Raw genomic sequence first — 21,124 nt, forward strand, 5'->3', positions numbered from 1 at the left:
ACCAGCGAACGGTCAGATCAGCGCGTCGAGCGCGACGGCCACGAACACGATCGTCAGGTACGTCGTGGACCAGTGGAACAGCCGCATCGGCTTGACCGCCTCGCCACGCGTCGCGCGCCGGCACAGCTTGTGCGCCTCGATGACGAAGATGGCACCCACCACCAGGGTCGGCACCCCGTAGATCGCGCTGAGCCCCAGCGGCCAGACAGCCAGGGACGTGAGCACGGTCAGCCACGCGAAGATCAGGATCTCGGCGTTCACCCGCCGGATCGAGGCCACCACCGGCAGCATCGGGATACCGGCTCGGGCGTAGTCGTCCTTGTACTTCATGGCGAGGGGGTAGAAGTGCGGCATCTGCCAGAAGAAGACCACCGCGAAGAGCCCCCAGGCGGCAGGTGCCAGCGAGCCGGTCACGGCCGCCCACCCGATCAGGACCGGGGCGGCCCCGCACGCGCCACCCCAGAAGGTGTTCGTCGGGGTGGACCGCTTGAGCCACAGGGTGTAGACGACGTCGTAGTAGACGATCGCCGCGAGGGTCAACCCGGCGGCCAGCAGGTTGGTGAACGCCGCCATCAGGGCGACCGACACCGCCGCCAGCACCAGACCGAAGATCAGCGCGCTACGCGGCGACACCGTGTGCGCCGGAAGCGGCCGACGCTTGGTGCGCCGCATCAACTGGTCGATGTCCCGGTCGATGTAGCAGTTGAGCACGCTGGCCGCGCCGGCGGCGAGCGAGCCGCCGATCAGCACGACGGCCATCAGCCACAGCGACGGGAGACCGCCCTCGGCGAGCATCATCGCCGGGATGGTGGTGACCAACAGCAACTCGACGATCCGCGGCTTGGTCAGCGCCACGTACGCCGACAGCACCCCGCGCACGTCCCGCCGGGCCACCGTGCCCTCGGCCGCCCGCGCCGGGTGCTGCCCGGCCGGGTTGCTCGCGGGGCGCTCGGTGATCATGCTCACGGATTGCCACCTTCCGGCATCGGCACGGGGAGATTCGGAAATGTCGGGCCCGCTCGGGTCCGCACACCGACCCACACACTACGCGTCGTCGTTTTGGCTGCCCGGCCGACCCGACAACGGTGCGGGCCGTCACACCACCGGGTGGGATCGCGCAGTCGGATCGTCACGTAACGCACACCATGATGAGATCCCCGGGCGCTGGTTTAGGCACGCTCGATAAGGTCATCGGTGAGGGTTCCGCCCATCTGCCGAGGAGCACAACCATCGTGGCTGCCAAACGACCCGAGCACTCCGCACTGAACTGGTCCGACCTCGATCGCCGGGCCGTAGACACCGTCCGCGTACTGGCCATGGACGCCGTAGAGAAATCCGGCAACGGCCACCCGGGCACCGCGATGAGCCTCGCGCCCGCGGCGTACCTCCTCTTCAACCGCGTCATGCGGCACAACCCGGCCGACCCGAACTGGCCCGGCCGGGACCGGTTCGTCCTCTCCGCCGGGCACTCCAGCCTGACGCTTTACATCCAGCTGTTCCTGTCCGGTTACCCGCTGAGCCTCGACGACCTGAAGTCGCTGCGGCAGTGGGGCTCGCAGACGCCGGGTCACCCGGAGCACGGGCACACGCCGGGCGTGGAGACCACCACCGGCCCGCTCGGGCAGGGCCTGGGCAACGCGGTCGGCATGGCCATGGCGGCCCGCCGCGAGCGCGGCCTGTTCGACCCCGAGGCCGAGCCGGGCGCGTCGGTCTTCGACCACGACATCTGGTGCATCGTGTCCGACGGTGACATCGAGGAGGGCATCAGCCACGAGGCCAGCGCCCTCGCCGGGCACCAGCAGCTGGGCAACCTCACGGTGATCTACGACGACAACGAGATCTCCATCGAGGACGACACCCGCATCGCCAAGAGCGAGGACGTGGCCGCCCGTTACGAGGCGTACGGCTGGCACGTGCAGACCGTCGACTGGCGCAGCGGCGACGCCGACCAGGGCGACTACCACGAGGACGCCGAGGCGCTGTACGCGGCGTTGGTGGCCGCCAAGGCGGAGACCGGGCGCCCCTCCTTCATCGCGCTGCGCACCATCATCGGCTTCCCCGCGCCCAACAAGCAGAACACCGGCAAGATCCACGGTTCGGCGCTCGGCGCCGACGAGGTGAAGGCCACCAAGCGGATCCTCGACTTCGACCCGGAGCAGACCTTCCAGGTCGACGAGGACGTGCTCGCCCACGCCCGCTCGGTGATGGGTCGCGGCTCCGACGCGCAGCAGGAGTGGACCACCGCGTTCGACGGCTGGAAGAAGGCCAACCCGGAGCGCACCGCGCTCTACGAGCGGCTGGCGGGTCGCGTACTCCCCGACGGCTGGACCGACGCGCTGCCGGTCTTCCCGGCGGACGCCAAGGGCGTCGCCACCCGGGCCGCCTCCGGCAAGGTCCTGGAGGCGCTCGCGCCGGTGCTCCCGGAGCTGTGGGGCGGCTCGGCCGACCTGGCCGAGAGCAACAACACCACCATGAAGGGTGAGCCGTCGTTCATCCCGGCCGCCCACGCCACCAAGGACTTCCCCGGCCACGAGTACGGCCGCACGCTGCACTTCGGCATCCGTGAGCACGCCATGGGCGCGATCCTCAACGGCATCGCCCTGCACGGCGGCACCCGCCCTTACGGCGGCACGTTCCTGGTGTTCAGCGACTACATGCGTCCGTCGGTGCGGCTGGCCGCGCTGATGAAGCTGCCGGTGACCTACGTGTGGACGCACGACTCGATCGGCCTCGGCGAGGACGGCCCGACCCACCAGCCGGTGGAGCACCTGACCGCGCTGCGCGCCATCCCGGGCCTGGACGTGGTCCGCCCGGCGGACGCCAACGAGACGGCCTGGGCCTGGCGGCAGGCGCTGGAGCACACCGACCGGCCCACCGCGCTGGCGTTGAGCCGTCAGCCGCTGCCGACCCTGGACCGCGAGGTCCTCGGTGCCGTGGAGGGTGTGGCGAAGGGCGGCTACGTGCTGGCCGAGGCCTCCAACGGCAAGCCGCAGGTGATCATCGTCGGCACCGGCTCCGAGGTGCAGCTCTGCCTGACCGCCCGGGAACGGCTGGAGGCCGACGGCACGCCGACCCGGGTCGTCTCCATGCCCTGCCAGGAGTGGTTCTACGAGCAGGATGAGGCGTACCGGGAGTCGGTGCTCCCTCGCGGGGTAAAGGCACGGGTGAGCGTGGAGGCGGGCATCGCGATGTCCTGGCGCGGCATCGTCGGTGACCTCGGCGAGAGCGTCAGCCTGGAGCACTACGGCGCGAGCGCCCCGCACACCGTGCTCTTCGAGCAGTTCGGGTTCACCCCCGACCGGATCGTGGCGGCGGCGCACGCCTCGCTGGCCCGGGTGGGCGACATCACCGGTTTCACGACCGGCAACTGAGGGAGCGTGGACGGCATGACCGACAAGCTGAATGAGCTGACCGCCGCGGGCGTGGCGGTCTGGCTCGACGACCTTTCCCGGGTACGACTGACCTCCGGCGGGCTGGACCAGCTCCGCCGCGAGAAGCACGTGGCCGGCGTCACCACCAACCCGACGATCTTCGCGAAGGCGCTCAGCGACGCCGACGAGTACAACTGGCAGCTGCGCGACCTCGCCACCCGTGGCGTGGACGTGGAAGAGGCAGTGCGCATGCTCACCACGTACGACGTGCGCTGGGCCTGCGACGTGATGCGCCCGTCGTACGACGGCAGCGACGGTGTCGACGGTCGGGTCTCGATCGAGGTGGACCCGCGCAGCGCCCACGACGCGGACAAGACGGTCGCCGAGGCCAAGGCGCTGTGGTGGCTGGTCGACCGGCCCAACCTCTACATCAAGATCCCGGCCACCGAGGAGGGCCTGTCGGCGATCACCGACACCCTGGCCGAGGGCATCAGCGTCAACGTGACGCTGATCTTCGGTCTGGACCGCTACTCGGCGGTCATGGAGGCGTTCCTCGCCGGCCTGGAGCAGGCCAAGGCCAACGGCCACGACCTGTCGAAGATCGGCTCGGTCGCGTCGTTCTTCGTCTCCCGCGTCGACTCCGAGGTCGACAAGCGATTGGAGAAGGTCGGGTCCGACCAGGCCAAGGCCCTGAAGGGCAAGGCCGCGGTCGCGAACGCCCAGCTGGCGTACGAGCGCTACACCGAGGTGTTCTCCTCCGACCGCTGGAAGGCGCTCGCCGCCGCCGGCGCGCACCCGCAGCGGCCGCTGTGGGCGTCCACCTCGACGAAGAACCCGGACTACCGCGACGTGATCTACGTCGAGGAGCTGATCGCCCCCGGCACTGTCAACACCATGCCGGAGTCGGTCATCCACGCGTACGCCGATCACGGCGAGACCCGCGGCGACACCGTCACCGGGTCCTACGACGCGGCCCGGAAGGTCTTCGCGGACCTGGAGTCGGTCGGGGTGGACATGGCCGACGTGATCGCCACGCTGGAGCGCGAGGGCGTGGAGAAGTTCGAGGTCAGCTGGCAGGAACTGCTCGACGGGGTGACCAAGTCGTTGAAGGCCGCCGCGCAGGGCACCGGCTCCCCGAACAAGGCCGCCAAGGACAACGCGAAGGCCGCCGACAAGGCCGGTGGCGCATGAGCGAGCGCAGCGCGAAGGTGCCTCATGGCGGCACGCAGCGAAGCGGAGTGACGGCATGAGCGACCTGTTGAGTGGGCCGGTGGAGGCAGCAGCCGGGCTCGCCGTGTACGGCGCGGACGCGGTCGACAAGGCCGCGCCCGCCTCGACCCGGGACGCGCTGGTGAAGGCCGGCGTCCCGGGCAAGCTGGCCGGCAAGGACGCCAGCCTGTGGGGTCCGGACGCCGAGGCCGAGGCGAAGATCCGGCTGGGCTGGGTGGACACCCACCGGCGCAGCCGGGAGCTGTTGGCGCAGTTGGCCGAGCTGAAGGCCGAGCTGGCCGACCTTGATCACGTAGTGCTCGCGGGCATGGGCGGCTCGTCGCTGGCGCCCGAGGTGATCACCCAGACGCTGGGTAGGCCGCTGACCGTGCTGGACACCACCGACCCGGGCCAGGTCCGGGCGGCGCTCGGCGACCGGCTGGAACGCACCGTCGTGGTGGTGGCGAGCAAGTCCGGGTCGACGGTGGAGACCGACAGCCACCGACGCGCCTACTGGCAGGCGTTCCTGGACGCCGGGATGACCGAGGCGGAGGCCGGCCGGCACTTCGTCATCGTCACCGACCCGGGTTCGCCGTTGGAGGCCACCGCCAACGAGATGGGCGCCTTCACGGTGCTCGCGGACCCGAACGTCGGGGGCCGGTACTCGGCGCTCACCGCGTTCGGTCTGGTGCCCTCGGCGCTGGCCGGGGTCGAGGTCGCGGAGCTGCTCGACCAGGCCGACGCGCTGGCCACGTCACTCGGCGCGGACCAGAACAACCCGGCGCTCGCGCTGGGCGCCGCTCTGGGCGCGGCGGCGACGCTGGCCCGGGACAAGGTCGCGCTGATCTCCGACGGCACCGGCATCGACGGGCTCGGCGACTGGGCCGAGCAGTTGATCGCCGAGTCGACCGGCAAGGCCGGGGTGGGCATCCTCCCGGTGGTCGTGGAGTCCCCGCAGAGCCCCGGCGCCACCGGATCGGACGTGCTGACCGTCAGCTACGGCGGCGCGCTGGCCCCCGGTGACGTGCCGGGCGGCGGCGCCAACCCGGACGTGGCCGTCAACGGCCCGCTGGGCGCGCAGTTCCTGGCCTGGGAGTACGCGACAGCGGTGGCCGGTGTGGTGCTCGGCATCGACCCGTTCAACCAGCCGAACGTCACCGAGTCCAAGGAGAACACCAACAAGATCCTGGCCTCGGGGCTGCCGGCGGAGACGCCGTCGTTCACCGAGGGCGCGATCGAGGTGTACGCCCCGCAGGGCGCTCCCGGGGACCTGGCCGGCGTGCTGCGCTGGCTGCTCGACGGGCTGGGCGACGACGGTTACCTCGCGGTGATGGCGTACCTCGACCGGTTCGCCGACGCCGACGCGGCCCGGCTGCGTTCGCTGCTCGCCCAGGCGGGCGGGCGCCCGGTCACCTTCGGTTGGGGTCCGCGGTTCCTGCACTCGACCGGCCAGTACCACAAGGGTGGTCCGCAGGTGGGCAGCTACCTCCAGGTGACCGGCGCGGTCGCCGAGGACCTGGAGGTGCCGGGCAAGCCGTACACCTTCGGTGAGTTGCAGGCGGCGCAGGCCGCCGGTGACCGGCAGGCCCTCGCCGGTCGGGAGCGGCCGGTGCTGCGGTTGCACCTGACCGACCGTGCTGCCGGTGTCGCCCAACTGCTCGACGCGGCCGGTCAGCTGCGGGCGTGACGATGGACGACGTGACTGAAGCGGAAGCGAGGGGGCGCCGTGAGCGCGAGGAGTGAGCCGGGTTTGCGAGCCCCGCAGTCGCGAACCGACGATGGCTCGGTGAACCCGCTACGCGACCCGCAGGACCGCCGGTTGCCCCGGATCCCGGAGCCCTGCGCTCTGGTGATCTTCGGGGTGACCGGCGACCTGGCCCGTAAGAAGCTGCTCCCCGCGGTCTACGACCTGGCCAACCGGGGGCTGCTGCCACCCGGTTTCGTGGTGCTCGGCTTCGCCCGCCGTGACTGGGGGGACGGCGACTTCGAGACCCTCGCGTGTGAGGCGGCTCGCAAGCACGCGCGTACCCCGTGGCGGGACGAGGTGTGGGCACGCCTGGCCGGCAACATCAAGTTCGTTGGCGGCTCGTTCGACGACGACGCGGCCTTCGACACGCTGGCCTCGACGCTGGACGACCTGCGGCAGACCCACGGCATCACCGGCAACGCGGCGTTCTACTTCTCCATCCCGCCGGCCGCGTTCCCCGTCGTGCTCAAGCAGTTGGCCCGCACCGGCATGGCCGACAACAAGAAGTCCGGTGGTTGGCGTCGGGTCGTGGTGGAGAAGCCGTTCGGCAACGACCTGCCGTCGGCGAAGGCCCTCAACGACCTCGTCGACGACGTGTTCACCAGTCAGGACGTCTTCCGGATCGACCACTACCTGGGCAAGGAGACGGTCCAGAACATCCTCGCCCTGCGGTTCGCCAACAACCTGTTCGAGCCGCTGTGGAACTCCAAGTACGTCGACTCGGTGCAGATCACCATGGCGGAGGACGTCGGCATCGGCACCCGCGCCGGCTTCTACGACACCGTCGGCACCGCCCGCGACGTGCTCCAGAACCACCTGCTCCAACTGCTCGCCCTGGTGGCGATGGAGGAGCCGACCAGCTTCGACGCCGACGAGATCCGGACCGAGAAGCTGAAGGTGCTCAAGGCGATCACCCTGCCCAAGGATGTCTCCCGGGACACCGTCCGCGGTCAGTACCTGCCCGGCTGGGTGGGCGGCGAACGCGCCGTCGGCTACCGGGAGGAGCAGGACGTCCCCGCCGACTCCACCACGGAGACGTACGTGGCGGTGCGGCTGGGCATCCAGAACCGCCGCTGGGCCGAGGTGCCGTTCTACATCCGGGCCGGCAAGCGGCTGCCCCGGCGGGTCACCGAGGTCGCCATCATGTTCAAGAAGGCGCCGCACCTGCCGTTCAACGACGCCGACATGGAGTCGCTGGGCAACAACCAACTGGTCATCCGGGTACAGCCGGACGAGGGCGTGGTGCTCAAGTTCGGCTCGAAGGTGCCGGGCACGACAATGGAGGTCCGCGACATCGCGATGGACTTCCAGTACGGCGAGGCGTTCACCGAGTCCAGCCCCGAGGCGTACGAACGTCTCGTCCTGGACGTGCTGATCGGCGACCGCACCCTGTTCCCGGACGCCGCCGAGGTCGAGCAGAGCTGGCAGGTGATCGACCCGTTGGAGCACGCCTGGGAGGGCACCACGCCGGAGCCGTACCGGGCCGGCGAGTGGGGGCCACGGGCCTCCGACGAGATGCTGGCCCGTGAGGGTCGCGCTTGGAGACGAGCATGATCGGGCTGTGGGACACCACGGGCAACGACGTGGTCAAGGCGTTGGCCGCCGAGCGGCGCAGCGCCGGCGGGGTGGCCAGCGGCATGGCGCTCACCCTCATCGTGGTGGTGGACGAGAAGCGGGTCCGGGAGGCGGAGGCCGCCGCGACGATCGCCGCCGCCGCCCACCCGTGCCGGCTGGTGGTCGTGGTCCGCTCCGACATCGAGCGGGACCGCAACCGGCTCGACGCGGAGATCGTCGTCGGTGGACGACTCGGCCCGTGCGAGGCGGTGGTCACCCGGATGTACGGTCGGCTGGCCCTGCACGCCGAGTCGGTCGTGATGCCTCTGCTCGTCCCCGACGTGCCGGTGGTCACCTGGTGGCACGGGGAGCCGCCGGCGGAGATCGCCACCGACTTCCTCGGGGTGGTCGCCGACCGGAGGATCACCGACTCGGCGCAGGCCGCCGACCCGGTGGAGGCCCTGCGGCAGCGGGCCCGGGACTACGCGCCGGGCGACACCGACCTGGCGTGGACGCGGATCACCCCGTGGCGGACGCTCGTCGCCGGGGCGTTCGACACGACCAGCGAGCAGATCACCGAGGCGACGGTCGTCGCACCGGCCACCGACCCGACGGCCGCGCTGATGGTCGGTTGGCTGTCCAGCCGGCTGGGCATCACCCCGCGCCGGGTGGACACCAACGAGTTCCCCCGGATGCGTGAGGTGCAGCTGAGCTGCGCCAACGGTGACCAGCTCACGCTGACCCGCGAGGACAGCATGGCCGTGTTCCGGCGGACGGGCCAGGACGACAGGGCTCTGCCGCTGGTCCGCCGCCCGCTCGGCGACGAGTTGGCCGAGGAGCTGCGCCGCCTGGACGCCGACCAGGTGTACGCGGAGGCGTTGGGTGCGACCGTGGGGCTGCGGGGGTTGGAGCAGCGTCCCGCGCAGCGGGTGCACGTCTGGAAGGATCCGGCTACCGCACGACGCGCCGAGGCCGGCGTGACCGCGCACTCCGGCACCAGCGGCGAGGGCTGATCCACCAACCGGCACGACGTCGGGGCAGGGCCGGGTCACGACCGGGTCCTGCCCCGAAACCTCCGGGCGCATCCGTCCGGCACGACGCGATTACGGCCGCTCGGCGGTCGGGAAACGAAGGCGCATCCCATGAGTGAGGCGAGTGTCGCCGTCCACGCCGACGCCGATCTGCTGGCGCAGGCCGTGGCCGCCCGGTTGCTGGTGAAGTTGCTCGACGCCCAGGCCGACCGGGGCGAGGCGTCGGTGGTGCTCACCGGCGGTCGGATCGCCGCGGCCGTCTACCGGGCGGTGGCGACGCTGCCGGCCCGCGACGCGGTGGACTGGTCCCGGGTCGACGTGTGGTGGGGCGACGAGCGGTTCCTGCCCGCCGGCGACCCGGACCGCAACGAGACCCAGGCCCGGGCCGCCCTGCTGGACGTGGTGCCGCTCGACCCGGCCCGGGTGCACCCGATGCCGGCGTCCGACGGCCCGGCCGGCAACGACCCCGAGGCGGCGGCAGCGGAGTACGCCGAGGAGCTTGCGCGCGCCGCCCGGCCCGGCCACGCCACGCTGCCGCACTTCGACGTGCTGATGCTGGGTGTCGGCGAGGACGGACACGTCGCCTCCGTCTTCCCCGAGCACCCGGTGCACTACGACACCCGGCCGTGCAGCGCGGTGCGGGGCAGCCCCAAGCCGCCGTCGGTGCGGACCACGCTCACCCTGCCGACGATCAACACCGCGGACGAGGTCTGGCTGGTGGCCGGCGGCGCCGACAAGGCCCGTGCGGTGGGCATGGCGTTGGCGGGCGCCGGGCCGGTGCAGTTGCCGGCTGCCGGGGTGCACGGCGTGAGCCGTACCCGGTGGCTGCTGGACCGGGCCGCCGCAGCCGACGTACCCGCCCGCTTCCGCAGCCTCCGTTAGGCGCCCAGCGCCCCCCTCGGCGGCGCAGCCGTCACTCGCCGCGTCGGCGGCGGAGCGCGGCGAGCGCCTCGGCCAGCAGCGCCTCGCCCTCCTCGGCGGTGCGCCGCTCCTTCACGTACGCCAGGTGGCTCTTGTACGGTTCGGCGCGGACCCGGCCTGGCGGGTTCTGCGCGTCCTGCCCGGCGGGTAGGCCACAACGGGGGCAGTCCCACACCGCGGGCGGTTCGGCCTCCGCGGCGATCCGGATGTCGGTCTGGTGGTCGTTGCGGCACCAGTAGGTGACGTCCTGTCGGGGGGCGGGTTGGTGTCGCTCGTCGGGGCGCATGGGTGCGGACCCGACGCGGGCGCCACGGATGACGTTGCCACTCGGCACGGCTGCTCGCTCCTGTCGTCGGAGGGGACCCGCCGTCGTCGAGGGGGGCGGCGGGCGACGCGGTGCAGCGGAGAAAAGCCTGCGCGCGGCCCGTCGAGTGACGGACCGCGCGCAGATTGTACGACTTGAAGCGCTCGCTCAGGCGCCGCTGTTCATTTGCAGGCGGAGCCAGAGCCCGAGACCGACGATGGCGGCGAACCAGACGACGCTCACCAGAACGGTGTAACGGTCGAGGTTCTTCTCCGCCACCGACGAGCCGGCGAGGCTGGAGCTGACGCCACCGCCGAACATGCTCGACAGACCGCCGCCCTTGCCGCGGTGCAGCAGGATCAGCAGGGTGAGCAGAATGCTCGTGATGACCAGCAACACGATCAACGTGTATGCGAACCAGATCGGCATGGCTGGGGTCAGTTCCTCTCGTAGCGATCCTCGCCCGGTCTGATCGGGCACGGCGGCACCGACCGGCGGACGGGCGGTGTCCAGGATACCGAGCGATCAGCGGGCGAGGTGCTCCGGGAAGCGGCAGATTTGCGCGAACTCCTCCGCGTCCAGGCTGGCGCCCCCGACCAGGCCCCCGTCCACGTCCGGCTGGGCCATGATCGAGGCGACGTTGGACGCCTTGACCGAGCCGCCGTAGAGGACCCTGACCTGGTCAGCGGTCTCCTGGTCGAAGCGCTCCGCCAGTCGCTGCCGGACCGCCCCGCACACCTCCTGGGCGTCCTCCGGGGTCGCGGTCTTGCCCGTGCCGATCGCCCAGACCGGCTCGTACGCGATCACGACCTGCCGCACCTGCTCGGGCGTGAGGCCGGCGAGGCCCCCGTCGAGCTGGTCGGCGCAGTGCGCCACGTGGGTGCCCTGCTCGCGGACGTCCAGCCCCTCCCCCACGCACAGGATCGGGGTCAGGCCGTGCGTCAGCGCCGCCTTCACCTTGGCGTTGACGACGGTGTCGTCCTCGTGGTGGTAGGCCCGCCGCTCGGAGTGCCCGACCACCACGTACGTGCAGCCGAGCTTGGCCAGCATCGGGCCGGAGATGTCCCCGGTGTACGCGCCGGACGCGTGCGGGGAGAGATCCTGCCCGCCGTAGCCGATCAGCAGCTTGTCGCCGTCCACCGCGGTCTGCACGGTACGCAGGTCGGTGAAGGGCGGCAGCACTACCGTCTCGACCTCGGTGAGCTGCTTCTCGGTGAGGCTCGCCGCCAGCTTCTGCACCAGCAGGTTGGCCTCGAGGTGGTTGAGGTTCATCTTCCAGTTGCCGGCCATCAGCGGCCGACGGGTGGTGCTCGCCATGTTCAGTTCTCCAGGGCCGCGATGCCGGGGAGGGTCTTGCCCTCGAGGTATTCCAGGGAGGCGCCGCCACCCGTGGAGATGTGCCCGAAGGACGACTCGTCCAGCCCCAGGGCACGGACCGCCGCCGCCGAGTCACCGCCGCCGACGACGCTGAACGCGTCGGCCTTGGTGATCGCCTCGGCGATCCCTCGGGTGCCCGCCGCGAACGCCGGCATCTCGAACACGCCCATCGGGCCGTTCCAGAAGATCGTCTTCGCCTGGGACAGGGCGGCGCTGAAGCCGGCCACCGTCTCCGGGCCGACGTCCAGACCGAGCCGGTGACTCGGAATGCCGTCCACGCGGACCGTGTCGTGCGCGGCGTCCGGGGCGAACGCGTCCGCGACCACCACGTCAACCGGGAGCAGGATCTTGCCGTCGGCCCGCTCCAGCAGGTTGCGGCAGGTGTCGACCATGTCCTTCTCCAGCAGCGACGTGCCCACCTCCAGGCCCTGGGCCTTGAGGAACGTGAAGCACATCCCGCCGCCGATGAGCAGCCGATCGACGGTGGGCAGCAGCGCCTCGATCACGGCGAGCTTGTCGGACACCTTCGACCCACCGAGCACCACCACGTACGGCCGCTCGGGCGCACCGGTGAGCTTGGAGAGCACCTCGACCTCACGCAGCACCAGTCGACCCGCGACGTGCGGCAACCGGGCCGGCACGTCGAAGACACTGGCGTGCTTGCGGTGCACCGCGCCGAACGCGTCGTCCACGTACGCGTCGCCGAACGCGGCGAGCTGGTCGGCGAACGCGCCCCGCTCGGCCTCGTCCTTGCTGGTCTCGCCCGCGTTGAAGCGCAGGTTCTCCAGCAGGGCGACCTGGCCGTCGGCCAGGTCCGCGACTGTGGAACGGGCCGACTCACCGACGGTGTCGGTGGCGAAGTGCACCGGAGCGCCGAGCAGCTCACCGAGCCGCCCGGCGACCGGGCTCAGGCTGAACTGCGGGTCCGGCGCGCCCTTCGGGCGGCCCAGGTGCGAGCAGACGACCACCTTCGCGCCGGCCTCGACCAGCGCGCCGAGGGTCGGCAGCACCGCGCGGATCCGCCCGTCGTCGGTGATGTCACCGGTCTGCTTGTCGAGCGGGACGTTCAGGTCGGCGCGCACGAGCACGCGCCGACCTGACAACCCCTCGGCGAGCAGGTCGTCGAGGGTCCGGATGCTCACAGCGAGCTACCGACCAGCTTGACGAGGTCGACGAGGCGGTTGGAGTAGCCCCACTCGTTGTCGTACCAGCCGACGACCTTGACCTGGTTGCCGACGACCTTGGTCAGCGGCGCGTCGAAGATGCACGACGCCGGGTCGGTCACGATGTCGGTGGAGACGATCGGGTCCTCGTTGTAGACCAGGATGCCCTTGAGCGGGCCGTCCGCGGCGGCCTTCAGCGCGGCGTTGACCTCGTCCACGGTGGTCTCGCGACCCACGTTGACGGTGAGGTCGGTGACCGAGCCGGTCGGGATCGGCACCCGCAGGGCGTACCCGTCGAGCTTGCCCTTGAGGTCCGGCAGGACCAGGCCGATCGCCTTGGCGGCACCGGTGGAGGTCGGAACGATGTTCAGGGCGGCGGCCCGGGCGCGACGCAGGTCCGAGTGCGGCGCGTCCTGCAGGTTCTGGTCCTGGGTGTACGCGTGGATCGTCGTCATCAGACCGTGCTGGATGCCGAACGTGTCGTGCAGGACCTTCGCCATCGGGGCGAGGCAGTTGGTGGTGCACGAAGCGTTCGAGATGATGGTGTGCTTCGCCGGGTCGTAGGTGTCGTGGTTGACACCCATGACGACGGTGACGTCCTCGTTCTTCGCCGGGGCGGAGATGATGACCTTCTTGGCCCCGCCGTCGACGTGCGCCTTGGCCTTGGTGGCGTCGGTGAAGAAGCCGGTCGACTCGATGACGACGTCGGCGCCCACCTCGCCCCACGGCAGCTTCGACGGGTCCTTCTCGGCGTACGCCTTGATGGTCTTGCCACCGACGGTGATCTCGTCGGCGGTGGCCTTGACCTCGAAGGGCAGGCGGCCCAGGATGCTGTCGTACTTGAGCAGGTGGGCAAGCGTGCCGTTGTCGGTCAGGTCGTTCACCGCCACGACCTCGATGTCGGCGTCGGACGCCAGCACTGCCCGGAAGAAGTTACGGCCGATTCGGCCGAAGCCGTTGATGCCAACCCGGATGGTCACAGGTCCCATCTCCTCGCGTTCTGGTCTGCCGGCCTCAGACAACGGGCCGGCGGAGTGGTGTGCGCCGACCGTTGGAGCCGGCCGTTGACGGTTCGTCTCGGCCACCCCGCCGCGGTCTGAGGACCTTGACCGCCCGAGGCGGTGTGCACGACGAGGAGTGCCTGTGTCGGCCCCCTTGCCGTACGCAGCGACCTTATCCGAGCGTGCGAGACCACGCTGCGCCGGGTCGTGCCCCGGACGCACCGTGCGGCCTTACCGTCCTATCAGACCACGAGCATGTCGGGCGTGACTGCCGCTTCGGTATCCGGGATGCCGAGGTCCCGGGCCCGCTTGTCGGCCAGCGCCAGGAGTCGGCGGATCCGCCCGGCGATGGCGTCCTTGGTCAGCGGCGGGTCGGCCAGCGCGCCCAACTCCTCCAGCGACGCCTGCCGGTGCTCCAGGCGTAGCCGCCCGGCGTCGGTCAGGTGGTTGGGCGCCTCGTCGGCGAGGATCTCCAGGGCACGGGTGACCCGGGCGGCGGCGGCGACCGCCGCGCGCGCCGACCGGCGCAGGTTGGCGTCGTCGAAGTTGGCCAGCCGGTTGGCGGTGGCGCGCACCTCGCGGCGTACCCGGCGCTCCTCCCAGGCCAGCACGCTGGAGTGCGCGCCGATGCGGGTGAGCAGCGCGGCGATCGCGTCGCCGTCCTTGACGACCACCCGGTCCACCCCGCGTACCTCACGGTTCTTCGCGGTGATGCCGATGCGGCGGGCCGCGCCGACCAGCGCCAGCGCCGACTCCGGCCCCGGGCAGGTGATCTCCAGCGCGCTGGAGCGGCCGGGCTCGGTGAGCGACCCGTGGGCCATGAACGCGCCCCGCCAGGCGGAGACGGCGCAGCAGACGTTCGCCGCCACCACGTGCGGGGGCAGGCCGCGTACCGGGCGACCCCGCACGTCGAGCAGGCCGGTCTGCCGGGCGAGGGCCTCGCCGTCCTTGACCACGCGCACGATGAAGTGGCTGCCCTTGCGCAGGCCGCCGGAGGCCAACACGTGGATCTCGCTGGGATAGCCGTAGACCTCGGCGATCTCCCGGCGCAGCCGCCGGGCCACCGCCCCGGTGTCCAGTTCCGCCTCCACCACCACACGGCCGGAGACGATGTGCAGCCCGCCGGCGAAGCGCAGCAGTGCGGCCATCTCCGCCCGCCGGCAGCAGGGCTTGGGCACGTCGACCCGACTCAGCTCGTCCTTGACCGCGGCCGTCATCGCCATTGTGCGTCCCCTCACGGACCGGTTCCGGCGTGTCGCCGGAGATTACGTACGTGTCTAACGATCGGCACCCAGGACAGGCACCAGTGCGGCGCCCAGGGCAGCCGGATCATGGCGGGGAGTGCCACCGGTGACGGCGACGGGGGCGAGGACCAGGCGGGCACCCAGCGATTCTGCCGCACGTTCGACCGGTTCGGGGTCACCCACCGCCTTGGCGTCGGCGAGCACGAGATCCACCTTGAGTTCGGGCAGGTACCAGTGCAGAGCCGCGAGGTGGTCGGCGACGGAGAGCCCGAGGGTCTCCTTCTCCGCGGCGAGGTTCAACGTGACCAACCGCCGGGCCGCTGTCGACACGATCGCGTCGGCCACCTGCGGCACCAGCAGGTGCGGGAGCACGCTGGTGTACCAACTGCCCGGTCCGAAGATCAACCAGTCCGCCGCCATGATCGCCTCGATCACCTCGGCGCAGGCGGGTGGCGCGGCGGGCGTGAGGCGCAGCGACTCGACCCGTCCGGTGGTGACCGCCACCTGGTGTTGGCCGCGCACGGTGCGCACCTCGTCCGGGGCGGCCGGGTCGATGCCGCGTACCTGCGCCTCGATGCCGACCGGCTGCCGGGACATCGGCAGCACCCGGCCGACCGCGCCGAGCATCGCGCCGGCATGGTCCAGCGCGGCCACCGGATCGCCGAGCAGTTCCATGAGACCGCAGAGCACGAGGTTGCCCACCGCGTGCCCGGCCAACCCGTCGACGCGGGCCGTCTGCGGCTCGTGACCGTGCGCGCCGGTCGCCGCCGCGCCGGGGTCGCGGCCGTCGGCCCCCCGACCGGGGTCGCGGCCGTCCGTCGCCGCCGGGTCCGGGTCGGCTTCGCCGAGCTGGGGTACGCCGGTCGGCACGGCGGCGAAGCGGTGCTGGAACAGTCCGGCGCTGCGCCGGGTCGCCGGGTGGTCCCCGGCCAGCGCCACCAGCGCCTGGCGCAGATCACCCGGGGGCAGACCGCCCCGCTCGGCACGCAGCCGACCGCTGGAGCCGCCGTCGTCCCCGACGGTGACCACCGCGGTGATGTCGAGGTCGAGCTCGGGGGCGCAGTGACGCAGCGCGCGCAACGAGGCGGACAGCCCGTGCCCGCCGCCGAACGCCACCACCCGCCGGGACGTCATTCCCGCCCCAGGTCGCGGTGCTGGGCGTTGGCCGCCAACCCCGAGTGACGCAGTCGGCTGGCCAACTCCTCGGCGATGGCCACGCTCCGGTGCTTGCCACCGGTACAGCCCACGGCGACCGTGAGGTACCGCTTGCCCTCCCGCTCGAAGCCGGTCGTGGTGGCGTTGACCAGATCGGCGTACGAGGCGACGAAGGCGTCCGCGCCCTCCTGGCCCAGCACGTACGCGCTGACCGCCTCCTCCCGCCCGGTGTGCTCGCGCAGCTCCGGCACCCAGTACGGGTTGGGCAGGAACCGGGCGTCCAGCACGAAGTCCGCGTCCGGCGGCAGGCCGTACTTGAAGCCGAAGGAGAGCACCGTGACCCGCAGCCGGCGCGCGTCCTCGCCGCCGAACAACTCCTCGATGCGCCGGCGGAGCTGGTTGACGTTCAGGTGGCTGGTGTCGATGATCACGTCGGCCTGGTCGCGTGCCTCCTCCAGCAGGCCGCGCTCCACGGCGATGCCGTCGGCGAGCCGCCCGTCCCCCTGCAACGGGTGCGACCGGCGAACGCTCTCGAACCGCCGGATCAACACCTCGTCGTCGGCGTCGACGAAGACGACCCGGGGCGAGAAACCGCGCTCCTTGAGCTCCCGGATCGCCCCGGCCAGGTCCGTGGAGAAGGCCCGCGACCGCACGTCCAGCACCATGGCGGTACGCCGAGCCGCGCCGCCCGCCTTGAACGCCAGCTCGGCCATGTCCAACATCAGCGCCTGTGGCAGGTTGTCGACCACGTAGTAGCCGACGTTCTCCAAGGCCCTGGCGACCGTGCTGCGACCGCCGCCGGAGAGCCCGGTGACCACCACGAGTGTGGTCTCCGACTCCGCCGTCGACTGCCCGTCGACCGCATCCGGGTCGTCGATCCGGTCACCGACTGTGCGCCCCTCGCTCACCCGTACCCCCAAGCCGTGGCGCCGCGGCCGTCCTTGGCCGCGATTGGTCAATCAGCGACTCTATCCCGCTACGGGGTCGAGTCCGCGCACCTGCCACGGTCCGCCACTCCGCACCCTTGATGACGTTCGGTGACCACGAGCGCGCTCTTCGCGATCTTCGCAGGCCAGGCCGGACAGCCCGGCGGATGCCAGCCACCGCCCGGGTGCGCCGGGCGGGCGCTGTCGGGGTGGGCTCGTAGACTCCCCGGATGGCCTCCCCCACCGACCTGCGGACCGAGGGCGCGTTGCCGGTGCTGCGCCGGGTGTTCGGCTACGACGCCTTCCGCGGCTTCCAGCAGGACGTGATCGACCACGTGGTCGACGGCGGCGACGCGCTGGTGTTGATGCCCACCGGTGGCGGCAAGTCCCTGTGCTACCAGATCCCAGCCCTGGTCCGCGAGGGTGTCGCGGTCGTCGTGTCGCCGCTGATCGCCCTCATGCAGGACCAGGTCGACGCGCTCACCGCCGTCGGCGTCCGCGCCGGGTTCCTCAACTCGACCCAGAGCCTGGACGCCCGACGCCGGGTCGAGGCCGCCTTCGTCGCCGGCGAGTTGGACCTGCTCTACCTCGCCCCGGAGGCGCTCGGCGTCCGCTCCACGCTCGCCCTGCTGGACCGGGGACGCATCTCCCTGTTCGCGATCGACGAGGCGCACTGCGTCTCCCAGTGGGGGCACGACTTCCGCCCCGACTACCTGGCACTGTCGATGCTGCACGAACGCTGGCCGCAGGTGCCACGGATCGCGCTGACCGCCACCGCGACCAGCGCCACCCGCACCGAGATCGCCAGCCGGCTCAAGCTCGACGACGCCCGCCACTTCGTGGCCAGCTTCGACCGGCCCAACATCCAGTACCGGATCGTGCCCAAGCGGGAGCCACGCAAGCAACTGCTGGCACTGCTGCGCGACGAGCACCCGGGCGACGCCGGCATCGTCTACTGCCTGTCCCGTGCCTCCGTCGACAAGACGGCGGAGTTCCTGGTCGCCAACGGGATCGCCGCACTGCCGTACCACGCGGGCCTGGACGCCACCACGCGCGCCGCCAACCAGCAACGCTTCCTCCGTGAGGACGGCCTGGTGATGGTCGCCACGATCGCCTTCGGCATGGGCATCGACAAGCCGGACGTACGCTTCGTCGCCCACCTGGACCTGCCCAAGTCGGTCGAGGGCTACTACCAGGAGACCGGCCGCGCCGGACGGGACGGCCTTCCATCCACCGCGTGGCTCGCGTACGGGCTGCAGGACGTGGTCCAGCAACGCAAGATGATCGAGACGTCCGACGGCGACCTCGCCCACCGCCGCAACCTCGCCGCCCACCTGGACGCGATGCTCGCCCTCTGCGAGACGGTGCGCTGCCGGCGGGTCCAACTGCTCGAATACTTCGGCGAGACGTCCACGCCCGCCTGCGGCAACTGCGACACCTGCCTCAACCCGCCGGAGTCCTGGGACGGCACCGTCGCCGCCCAGAAGCTGCTATCCACGGTCTTCCGCCTCGACCGGGAACGCAACCAACGCTTCGGCGCCGGGCACTGCATCGACATCCTGCTCGGCAAACACAATGACAAGATCAGCCAGTACGGACACGACTCGCTGACCGTCTTCGGCATCGGCTCCGAGCTGAGCGAGGCCGAGTGGCGGGGTGTGGTCCGGCAACTGCTCGCCGAAGGGCTGCTCGCCGTGGAGGGCGACTACGGCACGCTTGCCCTGACCGACGCCAGCGCCGACGTGCTCGGCCGCCGCCGTACCGTCACGATGCGCCGCGAGCCGGAGAGGCCGACGTCGAGCCGATCGTCGAAGCCGCGCGGCTCGGCCACCATCGTCGCCGAGCTGACTCCAGCCGCCGCGCCGGTCTTCGAGCGCCTGCGCGGCTGGCGGGCGACCACCGCCAAGGAGCAGGGCGTTCCGGCGTACGTGATCTTCCACGACGCCACCCTCCGCCAGATCGCCAACGACGCACCGAGCACGCTTGCCGAACTGTCCCGCGTCAGCGGGGTCGGCGAGAACAAGCTCGCCAAGTACGGCGAGCAGATCCTGGCCGTGCTGGCCAGCGACTGAGACATGGCGAAGGGCCGGGCCCCGTGGTGGGGTCCGGCCCTTCGGTGTTGGTGTGCTGTGGTGGTTTAGCTGGTGGCGTAGCCGCGGGTGGCGATCCAGTCGGCGAGGTGCTCGACGGTGACCTCGTAGGAGGCGGTGTTCGGGTCGGCGGAGTCGGCGATGGTGACGGTGGTGCCGTTGTCGCGGTAGCCGACGACGCTGATGTAGTGCCCACCCTCGAAGGAGTGGATGCCACCGTCGGTGTCGGTGGTGGTGCCGGCGATGTTGGCGACTACGGCCCGGCCGTCGTCGACAGTCTTGACGATGTCGGCGCGCAGCTGGTCGGTCTGCTTGTCGTCGGCCTTGGGGGTGCTGATCTCGACGGAGTGGTAGGCGTTGTTCTTGCCGGTCTCCTTGTTCAGCACGGGGGTGATGTCGTTGATGGAGTTGGTGCCGGCCTCGGTGGTGCCCATCTCCTTGGCCATGGCGTCGACGCTGATGTCCTTGCCCTGTACGGACAGGGCGTTGCGGGCGGCGGCGGGGCCGCAGTAGTAGAAGTTCGGCTGGGCTTCGTAGCGCACGCCCAGCTGACGCTCACCGCTCTTACGGTCCTGCGTCTGGGTGGTGGGCTTGGCGTCGGACATCGCATAAGCCGCGGTCACCGGGCCGGCGATGGCGCCGCCGGTGAACGCGAGACCAGCGGCGGTCAGGGCGGTCTTACGAATCAGATCGGTACGCATGATGGCGTGCTCCTCTGCTTCATCGGGGGAGAACCGCACGACTCACGGGGGGACGGCCGTGCGGGGAAAGTTCACTGCCCGGCGACCCTGTAGGGCCGGCATCGGGAGATGGTGTAACCAGGTGGGGCGGCAGATCATTCCGCCGAACTCCCAGCCCGAGTTGTTCGGGGATGTAACCGGCCGGGGCGGCGGATGCATTGCGCCGGGCTTCCCGTCCGGGAGGTGTTCCGGGGGTGTAACCGGCTGGGTCGGCGGATCATTCCGCCGGCCTTCCGGCTTCCGGTCCGGGGGTGTAACCCAGGTGGCCTGGCCGGTGTTCCCGGCGGCTGCCCCGCACCGACGACCGACAGTCGCGGTGGCGTGCCAGGTATAACGACCCCGCCCGGCCCCCGATTCCACCACGCGGGTGACCCCCACCACCTGGACAAACCCCACACACGACGCAAAGTTTGCCTCCGGGCCCACCCGTCCCGGCCAGCAACCGCGCCGCCACGCACCCGCCCCGCCGACAAGCCCCAGCCACCGACCCGCACCGCCTCGATCCACACGGGTGCGCCGATATCGCGGTATCAGAGCGCCGGGGACACCCCGACGTCGGCGAAACGGAGTGGATCAACCCGTACGCGCGGCCGGGCACGGTCCACACGCCCCAGGGCGTCCCAGGGCGTGTGTCACGGCATTGCCTTGATCCACCCGGGGTCGCCGATATCGCGGTATCCGCAGGCCGGGGACACCCCGACGTCGGCGAAACGGAGTGGATCAACCCGCACGGGCGGCCGGGTACGGTCCACACGCCCCAGGGCGTCCCAGGGCGTGTGTCACGGCATTGCCTTGATCCACCCGGGGTCGCCGATATCGCGGTATCCGCAGGCCGGGGACACCCCGACGTCGGCGAAACGGAGTGGATCAACCCGCACGGGCCGCAGAGTGCGGTCCATACGCCCCAGGGTGTACCGGGAAGGGTGCGAACCCTGCGTCATATGTGCGGTTTGCCGCGATTGGCACCGCTGAGATCGAACGTCCATGCCTAACCCGAGGCCACCCCCGACCGACCGCCGGAACCGTCAATCCCACCCGGCCGCCCATCCCGGCCCGCTCCGTCCACCCAATCAGCGAGCCGGCTAGCCTGCCTGCCCGCTGCCCTGTCCCGTTCAGTCCCAGACAGCTGCCCCGTGCCGCCCCGGCCGGTTTGCCCGGACCAGCCCCACAGGACGGCCCGGCATGGCCGACAGGGCTGGCTGGCTGGCGCTCAACCAGGAAAGACGGACTTCAGGCCGGGAACGAGGCCACTAAAACCACGAGCACGACCGTCCAACAAGCGAACTGACCA

17 protein-coding genes are annotated in these 21,124 nt (G+C 71.2%); 7 read left to right on the forward strand and 10 right to left on the reverse strand.

Features of this window, described 5'->3' with window-relative positions:
• Positions 1-12: 12 nt before the first annotated feature.
• Positions 13-966: a heme o synthase gene (locus O7631_RS28460; protein ID WP_278147093.1), complete on the reverse strand. Its 954-nt coding sequence runs from the start codon at positions 964-966 to the stop codon at positions 13-15.
• Between the two features lie 266 nt (positions 967-1,232).
• Between O7631_RS28460 and tkt the strand changes: the two genes are divergently transcribed.
• From tkt to pgl, 6 genes are all read left to right on the forward strand, one after another.
• The gene (gene tkt / locus O7631_RS28465; protein WP_278147094.1) at positions 1,233-3,371 is read left to right on the forward strand and encodes a transketolase; all 2,139 of its coding nucleotides are present in this window, start codon (positions 1,233-1,235) and stop codon (positions 3,369-3,371) included.
• 15 nt (positions 3,372-3,386) lie between these two features.
• A complete protein-coding gene (tal, locus tag O7631_RS28470) occupies positions 3,387-4,562 on the forward strand; it encodes a transaldolase (RefSeq protein ID WP_278147095.1) in 1,176 nt (391 codons plus the stop codon).
• Between the two features lie 55 nt (positions 4,563-4,617).
• Entirely contained in the window at positions 4,618-6,267 is a 1,650-nt protein-coding gene (locus tag O7631_RS28475) for a glucose-6-phosphate isomerase (RefSeq protein WP_278147096.1), read from the forward strand.
• Between the two features lie 99 nt (positions 6,268-6,366).
• The gene (gene zwf, locus O7631_RS28480; protein ID WP_278147097.1) at positions 6,367-7,881 is read left to right on the forward strand and encodes a glucose-6-phosphate dehydrogenase; all 1,515 of its coding nucleotides are present in this window, start codon (positions 6,367-6,369) and stop codon (positions 7,879-7,881) included.
• On the forward strand, positions 7,878-8,894 hold the full coding sequence (locus tag O7631_RS28485; protein ID WP_278147098.1) for a glucose-6-phosphate dehydrogenase assembly protein OpcA: 1,017 nt from the start codon (positions 7,878-7,880) through the stop codon (positions 8,892-8,894). Before zwf ends, O7631_RS28485 begins: the two co-directional genes overlap by 4 nt.
• A 129-nt stretch (positions 8,895-9,023) precedes the next feature.
• Positions 9,024-9,794, forward strand: a complete 771-nt coding sequence (pgl, locus tag O7631_RS28490; RefSeq protein WP_145779855.1) for a 6-phosphogluconolactonase — start codon at positions 9,024-9,026, stop codon at positions 9,792-9,794.
• 31 nt (positions 9,795-9,825) lie between these two features.
• Here pgl and O7631_RS28495 read toward each other — a convergent pair whose 3' ends face one another.
• From O7631_RS28495 to rapZ, 8 genes are all read right to left on the reverse strand, one after another.
• On the reverse strand, positions 9,826-10,167 hold the full coding sequence (locus O7631_RS28495) for an RNA polymerase-binding protein RbpA (RefSeq protein ID WP_269683205.1): 342 nt from the start codon (positions 10,165-10,167) through the stop codon (positions 9,826-9,828).
• A gap of 138 nt (positions 10,168-10,305) precedes the next feature.
• Positions 10,306-10,566, reverse strand: a complete 261-nt coding sequence (gene secG, locus O7631_RS28500) for a preprotein translocase subunit SecG (protein WP_030337344.1) — start codon at positions 10,564-10,566, stop codon at positions 10,306-10,308.
• A 96-nt stretch (positions 10,567-10,662) separates the two neighbouring features.
• The gene (tpiA, locus tag O7631_RS28505; protein WP_278147099.1) at positions 10,663-11,454 is read right to left on the reverse strand and encodes a triose-phosphate isomerase; all 792 of its coding nucleotides are present in this window, start codon (positions 11,452-11,454) and stop codon (positions 10,663-10,665) included.
• A 2-nt stretch (positions 11,455-11,456) separates the two neighbouring features.
• Positions 11,457-12,656, reverse strand: a complete 1,200-nt coding sequence (locus O7631_RS28510; protein WP_278147100.1) for a phosphoglycerate kinase — start codon at positions 12,654-12,656, stop codon at positions 11,457-11,459.
• Positions 12,653-13,657: a type I glyceraldehyde-3-phosphate dehydrogenase gene (gap, locus tag O7631_RS28515; protein WP_278147101.1), complete on the reverse strand. Its 1,005-nt coding sequence runs from the start codon at positions 13,655-13,657 to the stop codon at positions 12,653-12,655. The genes O7631_RS28510 and gap overlap by 4 nt, the downstream gene beginning before the upstream one ends.
• Positions 13,658-13,920: 263 nt before the next feature.
• Positions 13,921-14,901, reverse strand: a complete 981-nt coding sequence (gene whiA, locus O7631_RS28520; protein ID WP_030337350.1) for a DNA-binding protein WhiA — start codon at positions 14,899-14,901, stop codon at positions 13,921-13,923.
• A 54-nt stretch (positions 14,902-14,955) separates the two neighbouring features.
• Positions 14,956-16,056 carry a 2-phospho-L-lactate transferase CofD family protein gene (locus O7631_RS28525; protein ID WP_278147102.1) on the reverse strand — a complete coding sequence of 367 codons (1,101 nt, stop codon included), beginning with the start codon at positions 16,054-16,056 and terminating at the stop codon, positions 14,956-14,958.
• The gene (gene rapZ, locus O7631_RS28530; RefSeq protein WP_278148049.1) at positions 16,053-16,955 is read right to left on the reverse strand and encodes an RNase adapter RapZ; all 903 of its coding nucleotides are present in this window, start codon (positions 16,953-16,955) and stop codon (positions 16,053-16,055) included. The genes O7631_RS28525 and rapZ overlap by 4 nt, the downstream gene beginning before the upstream one ends.
• Before the next feature lie 278 nt (positions 16,956-17,233).
• Between rapZ and recQ the strand changes: the two genes are divergently transcribed.
• Positions 17,234-19,075 carry a DNA helicase RecQ gene (recQ, locus tag O7631_RS28535; RefSeq protein WP_278147103.1) on the forward strand — a complete coding sequence of 614 codons (1,842 nt, stop codon included), beginning with the start codon at positions 17,234-17,236 and terminating at the stop codon, positions 19,073-19,075.
• Positions 19,076-19,140: 65 nt separating this feature from the next.
• Here the strand turns inward: recQ and O7631_RS28540 are convergent, their stop codons facing one another.
• On the reverse strand, positions 19,141-19,794 hold the full coding sequence (locus O7631_RS28540; RefSeq protein WP_278147105.1) for a C39 family peptidase: 654 nt from the start codon (positions 19,792-19,794) through the stop codon (positions 19,141-19,143).
• Positions 19,795-21,124: the final 1,330 nt, after the last annotated feature.

It is taken from the genome of Micromonospora sp. WMMD967 (genome assembly GCF_029626165.1).
In the GTDB taxonomy this organism is placed as follows: domain Bacteria; phylum Actinomycetota; class Actinomycetes; order Mycobacteriales; family Micromonosporaceae; genus Micromonospora; species Micromonospora taraxaci.